Source organism: Frankia sp. BMG5.23 (assembly GCF_000685765.2).
GTDB lineage: Bacteria > Actinomycetota > Actinomycetes > Frankiales > Frankiaceae > Frankia > Frankia casuarinae.
Genome location: NZ_JDWE01000019.1, coordinates 71,533 through 90,671, shown reverse-complemented (window position 1 = coordinate 90,671; position 19,139 = coordinate 71,533). Strand labels below are relative to the sequence as shown.

Here is a 19,139-nt window from a genome sequence, read left to right as displayed (position 1 = left end):
TGTGTCGGTGGGCCGGCCGGTGGCGAATACGCGGGTGTTCGTGCTGGATGGGGGTTTGGCGCCAGTGCCGGTGGGGGTGTGTGGTGAATTGTTTATCGGTGGCGCGGGGGTGGCATGGGGGTATTGGGGTCGTGCGTCGTTGACGGCGGAGCGATTCCTGCCGGATGTGTTTGGTGGTGGGGGCCGGTTGTATCGGACGGGTGATGTGGTGCGGTGGCGTTCGGATGGGTGTTTGGAGTTCGTGGGCCGTATTGATCACCAGGTGAAGGTGCGGGGTTTTCGTATCGAGCTGGGTGAGGTGGAGTCGGTGGTGCGGGCGCACGCGGGGGTGCGTGCGGGGGTGGTGTCGGTGGTGGGGGCTGGACCGGCGGCGCGGCTGGTGGGGTATGTGGTGCCGGTTGACGGTGTGAATGGTGAGGGTCTGGCCGGTTCTTTGCGGGATTTCTGTCGGGGGCGATTGCCTGAGTACATGGTGCCGTCTGGCTGGGTGGCGTTGGAGCGGTTGCCGTTGACGCCGAACGGCAAGGTGGATCGCGGGGCGTTGCCGGATGCGGGGGCGGCGCGAGGTGTGGTGGCGCGGTTTGTGGCGCCGGCCTCGGTCGTTCAGCGTCGCGTGGCGCTGGTGTGGGAGGAGCTGCTCGGTGTCGAGCGGGTGGGGTTGCGAGACAACTTCTTTGATCTGGGTGGTCATTCCCTGCTGGTAGCCCGCATGGTCGACGAGCTCCACGCGCTCTTTGGGATTGACGTCCCGATTCGCGACGTGTTCCTGGACTCGACGGTGGAGGCAGTCGCGGCGAGCGTCGAGCGCGGCCTGGGCACGGCGGTGGCGAGCGAGGCGGTTATGAGCATGCAGGACAGCCTGCTGGACGACCTGGCACGGCTGCCCGTAGGCGAATTCGAAGCGATGCTGGTCGACCCGTCGTTGACGGCGCCAGCGAGAGGAGCAGACGAATGACGATCGAGGACCCGTCAGCTCGGGAAGCCGTACGCCGAGCGCTGGCCGAACGCCTCTCGCTAGATGGCGGTACGGCTTCTGGACTGCTCGCCGACCAACAGCGGACCTGGATGCTGCACGAACTCGACCGCCAGGCGCCCGGCATGGTGCTGGGGGTCTATCGGCTGGCCGGGGCGCTGGACCTGGCGGCGTTGCAGCAGGCGTTGGCCGAGGTCAGTGCTCACTACGACCTGCTGCGCAGCACGTTCGCAGAGTTCGGTGGCCGCCCAGTGCGGGTCGTCGGCGGTTATTCCGAGATCCCCCTGGTCGTCGTCGAGCTGGCGGGCGAGGACGAGGCGCGGCGCAAGGCGCGCTTCGACGCGGTCTGCGCCGCGGAGCTTACCCAGTCGGTCGACGTCACGCGCGGGCCGCTCGGTAGGCTCACCCTGGGCAGGCTGGACGAGACCACCCACCTCCTTGCCATCGCGCTGCACCAGACGATCGCGGATGAGTGGGCACCCGACCTCTTGTGCCGGGCTCTGTTCGACGGGTACCGTGCTCTCCTCGCTGGCGAGGACGCGCAGCTTCCCGCCGACGACTTCGCGGTCGCCGTCGAGGCCGAGCAGACCTGGCTGGCGGGCCGCGAGGCCGAGCGATCGCTGGACTTCTGGACGCGCGTGCTCGACGGTGTACCGGCGCTTCGGCTGCCGGCGGACCGCGCCCGGCCTAAGCTGAAGACGCACCGCTGTGGAACCCTGCACCAGGAGCTGCCACGCGAGCTGGTCGACGCCCTCGTCGCGCTGGCCCACCGGTACGGCACCGACGTCGACACGGTGATCCTCGCGGGCTTCCAGGCCCTGCTCGGTCGATACGCCCAGCAGGATGACGTCACGATCGGCGTCCGCATGCCCGGCCCGGCCGGTGCCTTCGGCCCCCGAGCCGGCACCGCGGTGATGCGCACGCTGCTGTTTGCGGAGCTGACCGGCGGCCAACTGGTCGACGGTGTGCGGGAGATCCGGGCGGACGTGGCGCCGCACACCAGGATCCCGTTCAGCCGGGTCGTGGACACGGTGAACCCGGTCCGGGACCTCAGCCGAACACCGTTGTTCCAGGTGCTCTTCACGGCGCGTGAGGCCATTGAGCCGATGACGGTGCCCGGGCTCACCATTAGCCCGGTGCCGTCGGCGGCCGACACCAGCCCTTTCGACCTCGCCTTGACCACCGTCGGCGGCCCGACCGGCCGCTCCCTCCGGCTCACCTACAACGAGGACCTGTTTGACGGCTCGACCGCTGAGCGCCTGCTGGTTCATCTGCGGACGCTGCTTCGCAGGATTGCGCGACGGCCGGAGGCGCCGCTCGCCACAGTGTCGCTCACGGACGACGCGGAAGCGGCGCTGATCACCTCGACCTGGAACGCTACGGACCACGACTATCCGAGAAACCGGTCCCTCGCGGAGCTGGTGGCCGAGCAGGCCTCGCGGACGCCGCGGTCGGTGGCGGTCAGCGACCAGGAGGAGGAGCTGCGCTACCAGGACCTAGACGAGCGGGCGAACCAGCTCGCGCACTATCTGCTGACGCTCGGGGTCACCGCGGAGACCGTGGTCGCGCTCTGCCTGCGCAGGTCCGCGCAGATGGTCGTTGCCATGCTCGGTGTCCTCAAGGCCGGCGCGGCCTACGTGCCGCTGGACCCGCAGTACCCGGCGGAGCGTCTCGGCTACCTGCTCGCCGACAGCGACACCCGGGTGCTGCTCACCGAGACCGCTCTGGTGGACCGGCTACCGTCGCATCAGGCGCACACCGTCCTCCTGGACGCGACGTGGGGCGACATTATCGACCAGCCGCGCACGCGCCCCGAGGTCGGCGTCAGCGGCGGGTCGCTGGCTTACCTCATCTACACCTCGGGATCCTCGGGGCTGCCCAAGGGCGTACTGGTGACGCACAGGGGAATTGTCAACAACCTCACCTGGCGTCAGCGCACCTGGCCGCTGCGGCCCGGCGAGCGTGTCCTGCAGAACCACCCGTTCAGCTTCGACCCCTCGGTGTGGGCGACCTTCTGGCCGCTGATCGTCGGCGCTGAATGCGTGATCAGTCCCCCCGCGCAGCAGTTCGACGCGCGCGCACTCGTCCGGCTGATCCACGAGCGGCAGATCGTGCTCTACGGCGCGGTGCCCTCGGCCAATGCGGTGCTGATGCAGGAACCGGAGATGGGGGAGTGCACCTCGCTGCGCCATCTGCTGTCGGGCGCGGAGCCGCTCACAGGCGGGCTCCAGCAGGCGGTGTTCCAACGCCTCAGTGCGTCGGTCGCCAACCTCTACGGTCCCACCGAGACCACCATCGACGCGACCTACTGGGAATGCCCCCGGACCACGGACCCGCAGGCGGCGCCGATTGGTCGGCCCGTCGACAACCTCCGGGTATACCTGCTCGACCTGGACGGTCAGCTGGTGCCACCGGGCGTGCCGGGGGAGATCTGTGTGGCCGGCGTCGGTCTGGCCCGTGGCTACCACCGCCGGCCGGGCCTGACCGCAGACCGGTTCCTGCCTGACGTCTTTTCTTCCAAGCCTGGAGGGCGGCTCTACCGCACCGGTGATATGGGCCGATGGCGCACGGACGGCGCGATCGAGTTCCTGGGCCGGACCGACCAGCAGGTCAAGGTGCGAGGATTCCGGGTGGAGCTTGCCGAGATCGAGTCGGTGGTCAGCATGTCGAGCCAGGTGCGCGAGGCGGCGGTCGTCGCGCGCCCGGATGGACAGAACGGCAGCCGGCTCGTCGCGTATGTCGTGCCCGAGCCGCGGGGCGGCGCGCCGACCCCGGCGAGCCTGGCCGCGTTCGTGGGCGACATGCTGCCTTCATACATGGTGCCTTCGGTCTGGGTCCAGCTCGACGCGCTGCCGTTGACAGTCAACGGGAAGGTCGACCGTCGGGCGTTTCCCGAGCCCCCCGCGGCGCCTGAGCCGACCGGCGCCCGCACAGCCCCGCGCACCCCGCTCGAGATGGACGTCGCGCGGGCGTTCGCCGCCGTGCTCGGCGTCGAGGAGATCGGTCTTGACGATGACTTCTTCGAGATCGGCGGAACCTCGATCATGGTGGCTCGGCTGGCCTCCCGGCTGTTGGCCCAATACCAGCTGCAGATTCCGGTCCACCAGTTCTTTCGGGTGCCGACCGTGGCTGGTGTCTCCTCGGTCATCGAGGTCTACAACCGCTTCGGAGTGGAAGGAGTCATGTCCCAGCAGCATGCCACTCGGCTCGACGAGGACGCGCTGCTCAGCGACGACGTCGACGCCGCCGGCCTGCCCGCCGGCCGCCACCACGACCCTCGGGTGGTGCTGTTGACCGGCGCGACCGGCTACCTCGGGGCCTTCCTCCTAGAGCAGCTGCTGCGTCAGACCGAGGCAGACGTGCTCTGCCTGGTTCGGGCGCCGGACGGTAAGGCCGCGTTCCGCCGGATCGAGGAATCGATGCGGCAGTACCTCATCTGGGACGAGGAGTTCCGCGGCCGGATCCAGGCTCTCCCCGGGGACCTGGCGCTGCCTCGGCTCGGCCTGGACGAGGCCCGCTGGGCGGACCTGGCCCGGCAGGTCGACGTCATCCTCCACAACGGCGCGCTGGTCAACTTCGTCTATCCATACTCGGCGCTGCGCGGCCCCAACGTCCGCGGTACCCACGAGGTGCTGCGGCTGGCCTGCACCACGCAGGTGAAGGCGGTGCACTACGTATCGACCATCGACGTCCTGCTCGCCACCCACACGCCCCGTCCGTTCGTCGAGGACGAGGCGCCGCTGCTGAGCCCGGTGGAGGTGCCGGGCGGCTACACGGGCAGCAAGTGGGTGGCGGAGAAGTCGATATACCTGGCCCAGGAACGAGGAGTCCCGGTCAGCATCTACCGGCCGGGGCTGATCATGTCGCACAGCCGCACCGGCGCCACGCAGACTAGCGACTATCTGCTGGTGGCGCTGCGGGGCTACCTGCCGATGCGTATCCTGCCGGACTACCCGCGAATCTTCGACACGGTCCCGGTCGACTACGTAGCCGAGGCGATCGTTCGGATCTCTCGGAATCCTGCCGCGATCGGTCGCTTCTTCCATCTGTTCAACCCGGCGCCCGTCTCGATCCGGCGGTTCTGCGAGTGGATCAAGTCGTATGGCTACGACTTCGACATCGTGCCGTTTGAAGAGGCGCGCCGGCGGGCGATGGAGGTGGGCCTGGACCACTCCCTGTATCCGCTGGTGCCGCTGATCCGTGATGCTGAGGCCGCGCCGCAGCCGTCGCTGGATCCCGCTTTCATAGGCGAGCTCAGACCCGATGAGGAGTGCCGCAACGTGCTCGACGCACTTGCCGGCACTGGGGTCACGTGCCCTCCGATGACGGAGGAGATGGCGCATCGCTGCCTCGACTACCTGGTCGACGTCGACTTCCTGCCGGCCGGCCGGTCGCTCAGGGCCGAGGGCGCGGCGAGCCGCTGATGACCGCCGAACCGGTCTTTCGGCTGCTGCGTCCCGAGCACCTCCCCAGCCCGGCCGCGACGCGTGAGTTGATGCTGGCCGCCGTGCCCGATGTGAGCGCCACGCTCGCGGCCACGCTCCAGGAGAGCGAAGGGACGGTGCTCGCCGCCGTGCGCGAGGCGCTCGCCCTGGTGCCGCTGCCCGCCGGCACCGTCGAAGGCGGCCCGGACGCCGCCGAGTCCACCGGCAACCGCGACAACGACGGTGCATTCGCCATCGTCCGGGTCGACGGTGACCGCCACCGGCTGCTGGTGCACACAGTGCTCACGGGTTATGAGGTGCTGCTGGACGACGTGCTACGCAGCGGCAGCGGCCTCGACGCCGCTCAATGGACCCGGCTACGGGAGGGCTTCGCAGCCCTGCTGGCGCATCTCACGGGCTTCGATGCGACAGTCTTGGGTGGCCACCGGCCAGTCCCGTTGCGGGCCGGCGCCGGCTCATCGGATGCGCTACGGCGCTGGATTCGCGGCCACCGCATCTTCATGGTTTACATTCAGGGCCTGATCGTCGCCGTGGACGAACTGGCCGATGCTGTGAAGCGGGCCGCGGCGGACCAGGCCATGACCGCGCTGGAACTCGCAGTCACGCTGATGCTTGCCTCGGAGTCAGCGCTGCGGTTCGCCGGAGACTTCACCCCCGAGGAGTACGAAAACCTGGTGCGGCCGACGCTGACACCGCCGGTCGCTCCGGCCGGGTTGAGTGGTCTTCACTGGCGTGACCACGAGTACCTGATCCGACGCCTTGCCGAGTCTGGGCGGCTGCTGGCCGGGCTGGACCCCGCTCTCGTCCCGCTGCGGGCCAGGTTCAGGGAGGCGTACGCGGCCACTTATGACGCGCATCGCTTCGTCTGCGCGCGGTTTGTCGGCGACGAGGCTGGCAGCCTCCTGATGACGCCGAAGTCCAAGCAGTCGGCGGTGGGCGTACTCGCGCATTACAAGCGCGTGCGTCTGCAGCAGGTCCCTGAGTGAGCGCGCCGCGTTCCCGCTGGAGGTAGAAATGTTGACCCAGATCGAGCTTTCCGACGACCTTCAGACATACGTTCGCGGCGTTTCGCTGCGCGATACTCTGCTCTTGCGTGAGCTGCGCGAGGAGACGGCCCACCTGCCGCTGGCGAGCATGCAGGTCTCGGCGGAGCAGGGCCAGTTCTTGGCGACGCTGGTCCGCGCGCTCGGCGCGCGCCGCACGCTGGAGGTGGGCGTCTTCACTGGGTACAGCCTGCTGAGCACCACCCTGGCACTCCCGGCGGACGGGCGCGTGGTGGCCTGCGACAGCAGCCGGGTGTGGACCACCATTGCCATGAAGTACCTCGCGCGGGCGGACGTGAGCGACAAGGTCGATCTGCGGATCGGGGACGCGCGGGAATCCCTGCAGCAACTGCTGGCGGACGGACAGGCCGGCACGTTCGACTTCGCCTTCGTCGACGCCGACAAGGTCTCCTACCAGGCCTATTACGAAGCGGCGCTGGAGCTGCTGCGCCCGGGCGGGACCGTGGCCTTCGACAATGTGCTGTGGTCTGGCCTGGTCGTGGCCGAGCATCCTGCCGACCCAGACGCCGTCGCGCTGCGCGCGTTCAACGAGAGCCTCCATTTTGACGAGCGCATTGACCTGAGCCTGCTTCCGTACGGCGATGGGCTGACGATCGCTGTCAAGCGCTGACGATCTGCTTTCCGCAACGACATCAGGGCGACAAAGGAGGACCGATGTCAGGTTTCCTGTCCGACGACGAGACCTACCCGTGCCGGGTGGTCGTCAACGACGAGGAGCAGTATTCACTCTGGCCGCTTGACCGCGACGTACCGGACGGCTGGCGGGATGGCGGCTTCCAGGGACCGCGGCGCGACTGCCTAGCGTACATCGACGAGACCTGGGTGGATATGCGGCCAAAGTCGGTGCGCACCAGCTGAGCAGTTCAGCTGACGGCGCCGTAGGTCTGGACACGGGCCTCCGGCGCCGTCTTGCGTATGTGGGACTCGCCCGGCGGCGCCCTCAACTCCCCGACTCGAGCGGGCGCCGCGGCGTGCCGTTGGCCGACTGCCGGGTGCCGCCGCGCCGGGGGCTGGACGGCAGCAGCGTGGGCGGCACGTCGACGCTGAGGCCGTTGATGGCGCAGCGGTACGCGTGAATGGCGCCCTCGGTGTCGCCGAGCTGGGTCAGGACCTCGCCCAGCTGCGACCAGAGCTGCGAGGTCTGTGACCCCGTCGGCTGCGCCTGCAGGTCCATGTGGACCGACACGCAGTCGGCGCGCGCGCCGTCGAGATCGCCGAGCAGGGACAGCGCGGTCGCCCGCAGCAGACGGGCGCGAGTCCGTTCGACGGGCGGCGTGGCGGTATGGGCCAGAGCCTCGTCCGCGAGGGTCCGCGCATCCTGCCACCGATCGAGCATGATCAGCGCCCGGATCAAGTCGCTGCGGCAGTGCATGGCCTCGGCGACCGTTCCCGCGGCGTCCAGGTCGGTCACCGCCAGTTCCAGCATCTCCCGGGCCTTCTCCGGATCGGGCGGAGTTTGGCGCAGCAACAGGCCACCGTAGACCGCACGCAGCATGCCGAGGGTATGTCCGTAGTCGTGGGCGTCGGCGTCGGTGATCCAGCCGGCGAGCTCGAGCGAGAGCCCGATCCGCCCGGTCTCGTAGGCAGCCATCCCCGCGCGCCAGTACGTGTCGGCGAGGGCGCGGTGGTCCGCGATCGCGGGAACGATCTCCAATGCCTCGGCGATGGGCCGCTGCGCGCTGGCGTAGTCGCCGCGTTTGCACAGCACAGAAGCGAGCACCGCGCGGACTTCCACTGCCACGTCGGAGACGGCCAGCCCGACCTCGCTGATCTGCCGCAGCGCGTGGTCGGCGGCGATCAGTGCACCATCTGCGTCGCCGCAGCGTGCCAGCGACCGCACCAGCCCCAGCGCTACGCCGAGTTGGTGCGGGTAAGAAAGATCCGCATCGGCGGGCCGGCACCGCTGGTAACGCTCGGCGGCCTCCGCCGGGCGCCCGGCGAGCTCGGCCGCCCGGGCGAGCCCGAACTCGACCTCCTGGCTCACCTCGTGATTATCCTGGTGCTCCACGCGCACGCGCCGGTACCAGGACTCGGCCTCACTGATCGCGTCCACCAGCAGCGCCGCGCGGGCCAGCTTCATCTGGACGGCGGCAGACCTGAGAGACGTGTCCTCGGTCGGAATCCGCAGATCGTCCGGGCTGCAGCCGAGTTGCTCGCTCAGGTGGTGGATCACGCGGTCGGTCGGCACGCGGCGGCCGGCTTCCAGCAGCGAGATGTAACTGGCCGAGATGTTGTCGCCGACGAGGTCGAGCTGGCGCAGACCACGCTCGCTGCGCAGCTGCCGTAGGCGTGCGCCGAACGACTGCACCTGGGCGCTCTCATTGGGCCGTCGCACCGTATTACTCACGCGATTACGCCACTCTGTGAGGCATGTTGAGAGGTCTGTCACTCAACTAGGACTGGTGTGTGGTGTCCCACGAAACAGAGTTTACCCAGCGGATCCCCACGGAGGGAGCCAACGGCCCCCTTACATCTGCTCCCCCGTGGCCCCAGGCCACACGGCAACCGCACGGCACGGCGAAGATCCTCTTTCGATCGCCCTCGGAGCTCTTGGAGTCGCCCGACATCCGTTGGCCGCCAGTTCCAGCTGGTTGGCGCCGGCGTCGGAACCAGGCTGTCGCAGTCGGTCCGCCGCCTCGACTGCGGCGGCCTCACAGACCGTACGTCCGTCCACCACCGGCTGCTGTCATGCGCCGGGCGTCCGACATGCGCAGGTTCGGTCACGCCAGGGGCACGGGGTGCCCAAAGGCGCGGGCCGGCCGTGGCGACTGACGTCAACGTCGCCGCGGCTGACCGATACGGGCGGTAGCAGGCCGGGAGGCGATCCCAGTACGGAGGGGCAGCGGCGTGGCAGTCAGACTCTCGCCCCTAGTCGCCGCGGACCGCCCACGAGCCGAGTTGCCACAAGCGGAATTACAAAGCTTGTCATCCGATCTGTCATGACATATAGTAAATACTTGACAACTGAGCCTCGGTTCTGGGAGGGTACGTGGGTACCGCGATCTCAACGCCTCGAATGCCGGGTCCGCCGCAGCTCCCGCTGCTTAGTTGGCAGTTGCGCGCATTGCGAATGCTCGCGGATCCGCTCGCCTTCTTTGCGGCCATGCACAGGCGCTATGGAGCGATCAGCACCAGCACGCCCCGGCACCCCACACATGTTTTCGTCTTCGGGCCGGAGTACCAGCGCGAGTTGTTCGGTAATCCGCAGACCTTTATCGCGGACGCTTTTCGGGAGCTCAGGATGCCGCCCCGCTCGGCAATGGCGCGGCTGACTCGGGGGCTGCTCAAGCTGAACGGCGAACCGCACCGCAGGCACCGGACCCTGATGCAGCCGGCGTTCCACTCGCGTGCTGTGGCCCGGCACCACCGCGCCATCGTCGAGGTGACCGTGGAGGAACTCGCCCGCTTCCGGCCGGGTGAGGTACGGCGGATCGACCGGGATCTGTCCCGGCTTATGCTCAGGCTGGGAATGCGGACGCTGTTCGACCTCTCCGCCACGGAGGACGTGGACCGGATCAACGGTCTGATCGAGCGACTGCTAGCGTCGGCGACGAGGCCCATGACGCTGCTGTTCCCCTTGGACCTGCCGGGCACGTCCTACCGGCGCACACTGCGTGCGGCCGAGCACCTGGATGACGCGCTACGCGAAATCATCAGGACTAAGCGGGAGAACCCTGGCGACGACATCATCTCAATGCTCATTGCTGCTCGGGATGATCACGGCCAGGGCCTCACCGAGGACGAGCTGGTGGGCGAGGGATACACCTCATTCTGCCATGACAGCATCGCCTCGTCGTTGACGTGGACGCTGCTGATGCTCGATCAGCATCCGCACGTCCGCAATGACCTGCAGGACGAGCTGGACGCGGTGCTGCACGGCACGGCGCCGGAACCCGATGATCTCGACAGGCTGCCGTTGCTCGATCGAGTGATTAAAGAGAGCCTGCGGCTCTTCCCACCTGCATCAATGGGCCTGCGCTACGCGGCTGAGGACTGCCACCTGGGTTCCTACGGTATACCCGAGGGGACGACGCTCTTCTTCAGCCCCTATGTGACGCATCGGCTTCCGGAAGTGTTCTTCGAACCGCTCAGCTTCCGCCCCGACCGGTGGGAGACCGCGAAGCCGGACTCGTACGGGTATCTGCCTTTTGGCGCCGGGCCGCACAGCTGCCTGGGGCGTTCCTTTGCGCTCTTGGAAATGAAGATCGTGCTTAGCATCATCCTGCAGCGTTACCGACTTTCCATTGTGGACGGCACAAGGGTCAACCACAAAATAAAAATTTCGCTCGTTCCCGACGACGGGCTACCCGTCACCGTTTCCAGGGCGGGTCGAGACAATCATCGGGCTGTCCTGAGCGGGACGGTTCGTGGGTCGGTCGAGTTGGCGTGAACGGGCGCCCAGTGAAGGACTCAGGATTCGTTGCGGCGTTCAACGCGTCCGCCGAGACTTATGACAAACGCCATGGGGCGACCTGCGGCCTCGCCCACCAGCTGGCCGTCGCCGCAGTCACCGAGCGTGTCATGAAGCCGGCGGCTGTCGTGGACGTCGGGTGCGGCACTGGGGCGCTGCTCGGCAGCGTATCGCGCTCATGGCCGCAGGCGCGGCTGGTGGGCGTCGATCCGGCGCAACGGATGATCGAGGTTGCCCGCCGGCGGCTGCCGCAGGCCGACCTGTGGGTCGCGACGGCGGAACGGCTGCCGCTGGCCGACGGCAGTGTCGATCTGGTGGTGAGCACGACCGCCTTCAACCACTGGGCGGACCACGAACAGGCGCTGCGCGAGGCCGGACGCGTCCTGTCGCCCGATGGTCTGATTGTCGTAGTCGAGCATGCGCCCCCCGGCCACCTGATCGGCCTGTTGCTGCGATTGAACGGCCGGATGGTCCGGCATCACTCCGAGTCGGACATCGCCGACCTTACCTGGGCCTCGGGTCTGCGTCCGCTCAGCATCACGGCCGAGCCGGACGGCTTCGTGCGGCTAGTTGCCCGACCGGACCGCACCCCGCGGCGGAAGGAAGCATCGTGACGGTTCTCATCGTCGGCGCGGGACCTGCCGGGCTTACACTGGCGGCCGAACTCGGCCTCGCCGGCCTCCCCTGCCGGATCCTAGAACAGCGCTCCGATCGTTATCCGCATTCCCGGGCTTTCGCGCTGACCCCGCGGTGTCTGGAGATCCTCGACATGCGCGGGGAGGTGGACGAGTTCCTTTCCCGGGGGCTCAGGTCTCACATTATCTCACTCGGCTCAAAGAACCGCGGCATCGACATGACCAGGTATATCGACGGGCCGCACCCGTACATGCTGATTCTTCCGCAGGTGAACACGGAAGAGGCCCTGGAGACCTGGGCCCTCAAACGTGGCACGATCATCGAGCGCAACACGGAGGTGATCGGGATCGAACCGGACGCCGATGGGGTGAGCGTCCGGGTCCGGGGTGCCCAGGGAGAGCATACCGAGCGGGCAGACTATCTGGTCGGCTGCGACGGCTCGAAGAGCACCGTGCGCCGTCTGCTCGGTTTGGACTTTCCCGGCACGCCGTCCCAGTTCTCCGCCATCATCGCCGACGTCAAGCTGCGGCACATTCCTGACGAGCAGGTGTTCGCCCGTCACACCGAGCGGGGAATGGTGGCGGTGATGCCGTTCCCCGACGGTCATTTCCGGCTGATGATCCAGGACCACCTGCGCATGCAGGTGCCTGTCTCGGAGCCGGTGACCCTGGACGAGATCCGCCGCAGCGCGGTCGAGATCCTCGGTGTGGACCTGGGTATCCATAGCCCTCGCTGGCTCAACCGTTTCCGAAGCGAGCAGCGTCTCGTGGAGCGATACCGTGTGGGGCGCGTGCTACTCGCCGGCGACGCGGCGCACGTTCACACGCCGGCAGGTGGACAGGGGCTCAACCTCGGCATCCAGGACGCGGTCAACCTGGGCTGGAAGCTCGCCGCGACCGTCCAGGGCTGGGCCCCACCCGGTCTTCTGGACACTTACGATGCCGAACTGCGGCCGCTGGCTGCCAAGATTCTCAGGCAGACCGAGAATGTCTTCAGGTTCAACACTGCGCGCGGGCCGCTGCTGCGTGCTGCCCGGTGGGCGGTCAAGCAGCTTCTCTACCTCCCCTACCTTCAGCGTGGCGTGGTCACCGAGATGGCCGGCACCCATATGCGCTACGGCAAGGGCGCCCACCCGCTGATCGGCCGCCGTCTCCCTCAGACGGACCTCACCGAGGCGACGGGTGAGCGCACCTCGGTTTTCAGTCTGCTGGCCGCGGGCAAGCCGGTCTTCCTGGACCGCTCCCTGGACGGCCAGTGGGCGAGCAGCGCCGCAGCGTTCTGGCCGGACCACCTGTGCAGTGTGCATGTCCGCTCTGCCGGACGGCTGCCTGCGGCCGTACTTATACGCCCGGACGGTCACGTCGGCTGGGCGTCCGACGCCCCCGACGCGCCGGGCCTGCGGGCGGGGCTTGGACGCTGGCTCGGCGAACCATCGGTATGAACGCCAGCACCGACTGGAAGGGCACACGATGACGAACATTGCGGAACGAACCTTTACGCGGGTCATTACCACGTTGAACGTGCGGATCTACCGCGCCTCCAGAGGGCGGGTGTGGAAGAGCATGATGGGCAGGCCGCTACTCCTTCTGACCGTCGCGGGACGCAAGTCGGGCCGTCTTCGCACGAAACCAGTTGTCTACTTCATCAACAATGGAGACTACGTAGTGAGTGGCTCCCTCGGCGGGGCGCCCGCGGAACCCCTGTGGTTCCGTAATCTGCGGGCGGCGAAAACGGCCACCGTCGAGATCGGCGGAGACCGTTTCGACGTGGACATCACAATCGCGGACGAGGAAGACCGCCACGCACTCTGGGGTCAGGCGACCCAGCTGGCCGAGTTTTACGGAAATTACCAGGCTCGGACCGAGCGGTTGATTCCAATGGCCCGGTTGACTCCCCGTATCAGCAGGCTCTGACCTACATTTCTCAGTACAATAGCCGCGGCTGGAACCGCCCTTAGCCGAGGTCCGCAGCACCCGGCTGGACGTCATGACGGTCAGTGGCCGCATGACGGTGGGCGAGCTGCTCGAGGGTTTCCTCGCGGCGCCGCACCACTGGCGGCCCGCGACCCTGGCCTCGCACCGGAATGTGATCCACCACCTCCTGGCCGACCGGCTCACGCGTCGACGGCTGGCCGCCCTCGCAGCCGGGTATGTCCGTGTGACGATCCGGCGCTGGCGGCAGGAGGGTCTGTCGGTGCCGACGATGTCCGCCCGCTGGCTGATTCTGCGCTCCGGCCGTCACGGTGACGCCGCGGACGGCGGAGCTGCCTGGTCCGTTGCCGCTACGACCGTCCGGCGCGGCCGCGGCTGTTGCCGCTTCGGGGTTCATCGAGGACCCCGCATGACCGTGGTCGGCTGCCAGGCGCTGGCTGATCGCTCGGGTGGGGCTGTCCGCTCCGCCCTGCCCGCTGCCACACCGGTTGCCACACAGGGGTGCGGCGAAGGCGCGACGGGGGTGTCGCTGGCCCTCTCGGAGGCGGCGGATGTGTGGCAGTGCGTGTGGCAACGCGGGCCGCCAGAGGGGTACTCCAGCGACCGAAAGTGGACGTCAGAGCACGTGTACGGACGTTCCTGGACGGTATGGACCGGCCTGAGAAGCGGGGGGTCAGACCGATAGCCGTGGTGCGGTGCTGGCGCAGGTCAGCCGGCCTGTCCGCGCCAGCGTTCCTGCCCAGACTCCGCCCTGGAGGTTCGTATTTCCCCATCATCGGCGGCCCGGCGCGGTCCGGACCCGGTGCGTTTGCTGGGCTCGCTGACAGCCCGTGATCTGTATCTGCTGGATGTTCTTGAGGCCCATCGTGTCCTGACAGCCGAGCAGGTCGCCGACTTGCTGTTCCCAAGTCTCGACCGCGCCCAACGTCGACTTCTGCAACTGACGCAGCGCGGCGTGCTCGCGAGATTCAGGGCCTGCGTACGGCCCGGTTCACAGCCCTGGCGCTACACGCTGGGCTATCCGGCGGTGGTGCTGCTGGCCGCCGCCCGCGCCGAACGGCCACCGACCCGCGCCGCGCACGATCTGTCCATAGCGCGTCTCGCGCGCAGCCGCCAGCTTGATCATCTCCTCGGCGTCAACGGGCTGTTCACCGCCTTGACGGCCGACGCAGCGCCCCGGCCCGGGGCCCGGCTGCTGAGCTGGTACTCCGAGCCTACGACCCACACGCTTCTGCCCCAAGCCGACAGGTTCCGGATCGTCGGGGTCCACCCCGACGCCTACGGCCGCTGGGCCGAGTCGTCCCACGCGGTGAGTTTCCTGCTCGAACACGATACCGGCACCGAACCGCTGGGCCGGCTGCTCGACAAGCTCACCGCCTACGACACCCACCGCCATTTCGGCATGAGCGTACTGCTGCACCTGCCCAGCACCGCCCGCGAGACCAACCTGCACCACAAAGCAGCACAGCCCCGGGGCTATCCGGTCGCGACCACCGCCGCCGACCTCATCGCCGCAGGCGGGCACAGCCCCGCCGGTCCCGTATGGCTTCCCCTGGGCTCGACCGGCCGCCGCCGCCTCCTCGACCTCGCCCACCCCGCCGCAACGAGCCTGTGGGCCGACGCCCGCCACGGCACCACACCACCACCCGGCCCCCACCTGCCCCTCGTCGCCTGACACCGCAGCCCGCCCGAGAACAGGAGTGCCTATGACGATCTGACAGCGCGGCGGACCAGAACCCACCCACCGGCCCGGCCGGAGAACAGGAGGCGCACCCGCCGAAACCCGCCGTAGACCCCCCGCCCGCGACCCGACGCCCGTGGAGGACAGGAGGACCGCGCACGTCCGCTCCGGCCGCACCCGACGACCCCGCCCCGTCCCCGTGGCCACCCCGCCCCACCCCCGACAGCACCCCCGCCGACGACACCCTCACCCCGTCTCCCGCACCGTCGCAGTCGGACCCGCCCGGTCCGCTTGACCGCTACGTACGGGAGACGCTGGCACGGTTCCCACCGCTACCGGACGAGCACCGGTACGCGCTGGAGACCATGCTCACCCGAGAGGAGTAGACGCACCGCACAGTCGAGGCGGGTGGCGCCCTATGGTGCCCCCCGCCTCGACTGCGTGCGGCCCGCGCTCAGGGGGCCGGCGCGTACCTCGGTCCGATGACGATCGCGTCCGGGTTGAACCGCGTGCCCCGAGGCGTCGGGTGAATCGTGATCGTCAACACCCGTCGCAGGATCGCGCGTTGCCGTTCCATCGGCAGCGCCCGGAAATCCGCTTCGGTGATGTCGTGGCTGACACCGTCCAACACATCCGGCACCGCGTGCAACTCGATCGTGTGGTTCGTTTCCTCCAACTCGGCGCGAATCCGCTTGATATTCCGGGTAAGACCCGAACGGCTCATCACCTTCAGTTCCTCGTCCGGGAATCCGGCGAGGGCATCCTCAAACCGTTCCAACCTCGCCTGAAGACTGTCCCGCTTCGTGCGCGCGTCGATGAGCAGAGCCTGACCGGAGTCCTCGGTGCGCATCCGCAGACCCTCCCGCGCCAACAGGCCCGGTGTCGACGGCGTACCACACAACACCGCGTACACCAGATCCTCGGTCTTCTCAGCCTGCCGGATCAGGTGGTCATGCTCCTTGTTGTCCTCACCCATGAACCGGCACCCATACACCCGCCTGCCCTTCCTCATGCCCGCACTCCGGAACACGTGGCCATCGGCGCACCTCGCGATACCCGTCAACAGATACCGCTCCGCCGGAGCGGTGGACGTCGTCCGCCGCTTCGGATCGTTCAGAATCGCGCACACCGCCTCCCACTCCGACACGGTCACCGCCGCACCCCACTCCTCGGACCCGTCCGGAAGCCGGATCATCCGACCCCACTGCGCACGGTGCAGCTCCCCGTGATGCACCCGCAGGCCCGCGTTCGCCGCACGCAACACGACGTTGCGGACCCGTTCCCCCGTCCACTCCGCCTTCTCCAGGCTCACCAGCTGACCCTCGTCCACCCGCAGCGTGCGATAGCGAACCGCGGTCCTCACCTTCCGCTTCCGTAGATCCAACGCGATGGCTCGGCACGAATCACCGTCACCCGACCGCAGAATCCGCCGGGTCATCTCGGCTATCACTTTCTGCTCACGTTCGATCGGCGCCAGCAGACCCGAACCGCCCACATACCGCCAGCCGTACGACCGGTTACCACCATTCGCCCGGCCCTGTTCCGCCCGCTCCAGACTCGCACCCAACACCTGCTCCCGCATGTGCTCCACAAAAAAAGCGTTGATCATCGACAGGGAGCGGGCCAGCAGAACACCTTCCGGGTTCGTGATGTCAATACGCCCACCGTGTACGCTCCACAACCGCACCCCGTGCGCACGAAGAACAGGAACCAGCTCCTCGAACTCCAGCGGAATACGGTACAGCCGATCCGGATGCCACACCCACAGATCCGTGACCTTGCCCGCCTTCACCGCCTCAAGGATCTTCTCGTACCCCACCCGACGCTTCGGCGCCGAGTGCTCCGACGCACCAATATCATTGTCCGTCTCGAAATGAATCGGACCCGGATGCCCCTGCCGACCGGCCTCCCGCGTGATGTCCTTGCCCTGCCGGCCGACCCCCGCCATCCGCCCCGTCCGATCATCAGAGATCCGCCGGTACGCCCACACCGACCCCTCTTCCGCCGGACGCTCCACCCCCACCCCAGGACGACGACCGCCCCGCCGAGCCGCCGACCCCCGCCGCTCACCCTCGGCGCGTACGCTCCCAGACATCGAGACCCCATCTCGATCACGCCCCCGAGACGGTCGCACGTCTGCGGGGGCACCCGTATCTGCGAGGAATATGTTACTTCGGTAGTCGGCAAGACGACGGCGGTACGCATCCTGTCGACCCTGCTGCGCCCGGACGGCGGCCAGGCCAGGGTCCTCGGTCTGGACGTCGTCCGGCAGGCGGACGCGCTGCGTGCCCGGATCGGTCTGACCGGCCAGTACGCGGCGGTCGACGAGCGGCTCACCGGGCTGGAGAACCTGGAGATGTTCGGGCGGCTCTACCGTCTGCGCAGCCGCGTCGCGCGGGCCCGCGCGGTCGAGCTGCTCGAGCGGTTCGAGCTCGCCGAGTCGGCCGGTCGGCAGGCGCGTACCTACTCGGGCGGGATGCGGCGGCGGCTCGATCTCGCGGCCAGTCTGATCATCAACCCGGCGGTGCTGTTCCTCGACGAGCCGACCACCGGACTGGATCCCCGCAGCCGCTCGGCGATGTGGAGGGTGATCGCCGATCTGGTGCGGGACGGCACGACGGTCCTGCTCACGACGCAGTACCTGGAGGAGGCCGACCGGCTGGCCCACCGGATCTCGGTGGTCGACGGCGGCCGGGTCATCGCGCGGGGTACCCCGAACGAGCTGAAGTCGCAGGTCGGTGGCGACCGGCTGGACATCGTCGTCGGTGGTGACGCCGCCGAGGATGTCCAGGCCGCCCAAGCGGTGCTCGCCCGGTTCGGATCCGGCGCGGCGACGGCCGACGGGGAGACGCGTCGGGTCAGTGTGCCGGTACCGGGCGCGAGCGTGCTGTCCGATGTGGTCCGGGGTCTCGACGAGCTGGGGGTGCCGATTTCCGACGTCGCCCTGCACCGGCCGTCGCTGGACGACGTCTTCCTCGCCATGACCGGGCGTGCTTCGGCCGGCAGCGAGACGCCGCCCGCACGTGCGGGCGGCGACGGCCGTGGCGACACCGGCGACCCTGATGACCGGGATGACCGGGATGACCGGGATGACAAGGACGACCGGGATGACAAGGATGACAAGGATGACAAGGACATGGTGACCATATGAGCACCATCGAGCTGACTCCGGCGGGGCGCGGGCGGCTGTCGTGGGCCGTCGCTGACGCGTGGGTGATGTGCCGGCGCAATCTGATCCAGACCTGGCGGATACCCGAGCTCGTCATCTTCGCGACCATCCAGCCGGTCATGTTCGTCCTGCTGTTCACCTACGTCTTCGGTGGCGCGATCAACGTGGGTGACGGGGTCAAGTACGTGGACTACCTGATGCCGGGCATCTTCCTACAGACGGTGATCTTCGGGTCGATGTTGACCGGCGTGGGGCTGGCGGAGGACCGTCAGCGGGGCCTGATCGACCGGTTCCGTTCCCTTCCCATGAGCCGGTCGGCGCTGCTCACCGGCCGTACCCTGGCCGATCTCGCCCGCAACGTCTTCATCGTCGTGGTGATGCTTCTGGTAGGTCTGGCCGTGGGATTCCGGTTCGGGGAGACCACGGTGCCGGCGGCGCTGGCCGGGTTCGGGCTGATGCTGTTGTTCTCGTACGCCTTCTCCTGGCTGTCCGCCGTCATCGGGCTGTCGGTGAGTAGCGCGGAGGCGGCGCAGTCGGCGGGATTCATCTGGATTTTCCCGCTGGTCTTCGCCAGCTCGGCCTTCGCCCGGGTGGAGACCATGCCGGGCTGGCTGCAGGCGTTCGCCCGGCATCAGCCGGTGACGGTGACCGTCGACGCCGTGCGGGCGTTGTTCCTCGGCGGTCCGGTCGTCTCCGTCCTCCTGCAGTCCCTCGCCTGGTGTCTGGGTCTGTTGGTGGTGTTCGGGCCGTTCGCCGCGCGCGTGTACCGGCGGTCGGCCTCGCGCTGACCGGCGGGCCCGACCGCCGGACGCGGGCCGTACCCGACATC

At 68.3% G+C, this 19,139-nt stretch carries 14 protein-coding genes; 12 read left to right on the top strand and 2 right to left on the bottom strand.

All coding sequences use genetic code 11. The features are described 5' to 3' along the window. From BMG523DRAFT_RS11285 to BMG523DRAFT_RS11265, 5 genes are all read left to right on the top strand, one after another. On the top strand, window positions 1-955 hold a 955-nt coding region (locus BMG523DRAFT_RS11285), incomplete at its 5' end, for a phosphopantetheine-binding protein (RefSeq protein ID WP_152987848.1). After that, window positions 952-5,397 carry an amino acid adenylation domain-containing protein gene (locus tag BMG523DRAFT_RS11280; RefSeq protein ID WP_051623839.1) on the top strand — a complete coding sequence of 1,482 codons (4,446 nt, stop codon included), beginning with the start codon at window positions 952-954 and terminating at the stop codon, window positions 5,395-5,397. The genes BMG523DRAFT_RS11285 and BMG523DRAFT_RS11280, both read left to right, overlap by 4 nt. Beyond that, complete coding sequence (locus BMG523DRAFT_RS11275; RefSeq protein ID WP_051623838.1) at window positions 5,397-6,404, top strand: hypothetical protein; 1,008 nt, start codon at window positions 5,397-5,399, stop codon at window positions 6,402-6,404. Before BMG523DRAFT_RS11280 ends, BMG523DRAFT_RS11275 begins: the two co-directional genes overlap by 1 nt. Before the next feature lie 28 nt (window positions 6,405-6,432). Then, window positions 6,433-7,092: a class I SAM-dependent methyltransferase gene (locus BMG523DRAFT_RS11270; protein ID WP_043591104.1), complete on the top strand. Its 660-nt coding sequence runs from the start codon at window positions 6,433-6,435 to the stop codon at window positions 7,090-7,092. A 44-nt stretch (window positions 7,093-7,136) separates the two neighbouring features. Next, complete coding sequence (locus BMG523DRAFT_RS11265) at window positions 7,137-7,340, top strand: MbtH family protein (protein WP_051623837.1); 204 nt, start codon at window positions 7,137-7,139, stop codon at window positions 7,338-7,340. A gap of 82 nt (window positions 7,341-7,422) precedes the next feature. Here BMG523DRAFT_RS11265 and BMG523DRAFT_RS11260 read toward each other — a convergent pair whose 3' ends face one another. After that, window positions 7,423-8,817, bottom strand: a complete 1,395-nt coding sequence (locus tag BMG523DRAFT_RS11260; RefSeq protein ID WP_055726054.1) for a helix-turn-helix transcriptional regulator — start codon at window positions 8,815-8,817, stop codon at window positions 7,423-7,425. Window positions 8,818-9,471: 654 nt separating this feature from the next. On the opposite strand from BMG523DRAFT_RS11260, the gene BMG523DRAFT_RS11255 reads away from it, so the two are divergent. The 5 genes from BMG523DRAFT_RS11255 (at window position 9,472) to BMG523DRAFT_RS11230 (ending at window position 15,135) form a co-directional block, all read left to right on the top strand. Further along, window positions 9,472-10,872 carry a cytochrome P450 gene (locus BMG523DRAFT_RS11255; RefSeq protein WP_200923105.1) on the top strand — a complete coding sequence of 467 codons (1,401 nt, stop codon included), beginning with the start codon at window positions 9,472-9,474 and terminating at the stop codon, window positions 10,870-10,872. Between the two features lie 11 nt (window positions 10,873-10,883). Next, window positions 10,884-11,507, top strand: coding sequence for a class I SAM-dependent methyltransferase (locus tag BMG523DRAFT_RS11250; RefSeq protein WP_051623836.1), 624 nt, complete (start codon window positions 10,884-10,886; stop codon window positions 11,505-11,507). Further along, window positions 11,504-12,970 carry an FAD-dependent monooxygenase gene (locus BMG523DRAFT_RS11245; RefSeq protein ID WP_051623835.1) on the top strand — a complete coding sequence of 489 codons (1,467 nt, stop codon included), beginning with the start codon at window positions 11,504-11,506 and terminating at the stop codon, window positions 12,968-12,970. Before BMG523DRAFT_RS11250 ends, BMG523DRAFT_RS11245 begins: the two co-directional genes overlap by 4 nt. A gap of 28 nt (window positions 12,971-12,998) precedes the next feature. Beyond that, window positions 12,999-13,442: a nitroreductase/quinone reductase family protein gene (locus BMG523DRAFT_RS11240; protein WP_051623834.1), complete on the top strand. Its 444-nt coding sequence runs from the start codon at window positions 12,999-13,001 to the stop codon at window positions 13,440-13,442. Window positions 13,443-14,262: 820 nt separating this feature from the next. Continuing rightward, complete coding sequence (locus tag BMG523DRAFT_RS11230) at window positions 14,263-15,135, top strand: replication-relaxation family protein (RefSeq protein WP_051623833.1); 873 nt, start codon at window positions 14,263-14,265, stop codon at window positions 15,133-15,135. A 460-nt stretch (window positions 15,136-15,595) separates the two neighbouring features. Here BMG523DRAFT_RS11230 and BMG523DRAFT_RS24445 read toward each other — a convergent pair whose 3' ends face one another. Then, window positions 15,596-17,089 carry a recombinase family protein gene (locus BMG523DRAFT_RS24445; protein ID WP_160323713.1) on the bottom strand — a complete coding sequence of 498 codons (1,494 nt, stop codon included), beginning with the start codon at window positions 17,087-17,089 and terminating at the stop codon, window positions 15,596-15,598. Between BMG523DRAFT_RS24445 and BMG523DRAFT_RS11220 the strand changes: the two genes are divergently transcribed. Both BMG523DRAFT_RS11220 and BMG523DRAFT_RS11215 read left to right on the top strand, forming a co-directional pair. Beyond that, window positions 17,030-18,292 carry an ATP-binding cassette domain-containing protein gene (locus BMG523DRAFT_RS11220; protein ID WP_235463080.1) on the top strand — a complete coding sequence of 421 codons (1,263 nt, stop codon included), beginning with the start codon at window positions 17,030-17,032 and terminating at the stop codon, window positions 18,290-18,292. The genes BMG523DRAFT_RS24445 and BMG523DRAFT_RS11220 overlap by 60 nt on opposite strands. After that, on the top strand, window positions 18,289-19,098 hold the full coding sequence (locus BMG523DRAFT_RS11215; protein WP_011435913.1) for an ABC transporter permease: 810 nt from the start codon (window positions 18,289-18,291) through the stop codon (window positions 19,096-19,098). The genes BMG523DRAFT_RS11220 and BMG523DRAFT_RS11215 overlap by 4 nt, the downstream gene beginning before the upstream one ends. The last annotated feature ends 41 nt before the right edge of the window (window positions 19,099-19,139 follow it).

Coding starts and splice junctions, on each gene's coding strand:
- BMG523DRAFT_RS11280 (WP_051623839.1), top strand. CDS start 952: ATGACGATCGAGGACCCGTCAGCTCGGGAAGCCGTACGCCGAGCGCTG.
- BMG523DRAFT_RS11275 (WP_051623838.1), top strand. CDS start 5,397: ATGACCGCCGAACCGGTCTTTCGGCTGCTGCGTCCCGAGCACCTCCCC.
- BMG523DRAFT_RS11270 (WP_043591104.1), top strand. CDS start 6,433: ATGTTGACCCAGATCGAGCTTTCCGACGACCTTCAGACATACGTTCGC.
- BMG523DRAFT_RS11265 (WP_051623837.1), top strand. CDS start 7,137: ATGTCAGGTTTCCTGTCCGACGACGAGACCTACCCGTGCCGGGTGGTC.
- BMG523DRAFT_RS11240 (WP_051623834.1), top strand. CDS start 12,999: ATGACGAACATTGCGGAACGAACCTTTACGCGGGTCATTACCACGTTG.
- BMG523DRAFT_RS11220 (WP_235463080.1), top strand. CDS start 17,030: ATGCCCCTGCCGACCGGCCTCCCGCGTGATGTCCTTGCCCTGCCGGCC.
- BMG523DRAFT_RS24445 (WP_160323713.1), bottom strand. CDS start 17,089: ATGGCGGGGGTCGGCCGGCAGGGCAAGGACATCACGCGGGAGGCCGGT.
- BMG523DRAFT_RS11215 (WP_011435913.1), top strand. CDS start 18,289: ATGAGCACCATCGAGCTGACTCCGGCGGGGCGCGGGCGGCTGTCGTGG.